This is a genomic window from Bacillus cereus group sp. BfR-BA-01441 (assembly GCF_022663075.1).
Classification (GTDB): domain Bacteria; phylum Bacillota; class Bacilli; order Bacillales; family Bacillaceae_G; genus Bacillus_A; species Bacillus_A cereus.
On record NZ_JAKUEU010000239.1, the window covers coordinates 1 to 625 of the forward strand.

Genomic DNA, 625 nt, shown 5'->3' on the forward strand with positions numbered 1-625 from the left:
AATGATTGCTGGCGCGAACCCTGCTCATGCGGAAGTAAATGATGCTACTTCTCAGCAAAGTACGGGAGATCGATTAGCTGAAATTAAGCAACATAAACAAGAGTTAGATGCGAAATTACAGCAACACAAAGAAAACGTGGATCAAACATTAAATGAACTTAACAAAGTTAAGGAAAATGTTGATACTAAGGTGAATGAACTACATGAACGCAAACAAGTTGCTGATGAAAAAATTAACGAGATTAAACAACATAAACAAGAGTTAGATGCAAAACTTCAGCAAGACAAACAAATCGCCGAAGATAAAATCGCTGAAATTAAAGAGCATAAAAAACAAGTAGAAGATAAAGTTGCTGAAGTAAAAGAGCATAAACAAAATATCGATAACAAAGTGAATGAGATTAAAGAACATAAACAAACTGTCGATGAAAAAGTGAATGAAATGAAGCAACATAAAGAGAACATTGATCAAAAGGTTAATGAACTTAAGGAAGTTAAAAAACAAGTAGATGAAAAATTAGCTGAGTTAAAGAAAGCGAAACAAACTGCTGAAGACAAACTCGCTGAACTAAAAGAAAACAAGCCGAATACTGGTAACACGTTAGAGGAACTTAAGAAAATTAAA

At 33.0% G+C, this 625-nt stretch carries 1 pseudogene; it reads left to right on the forward strand.

Annotated elements, in window-relative coordinates:
• Position 1 precedes the first annotated feature (1 nt).
• Positions 2-625, forward strand: a pseudogene (locus MR107_RS30290) (LPXTG cell wall anchor domain-containing protein); the annotation flags it as partial.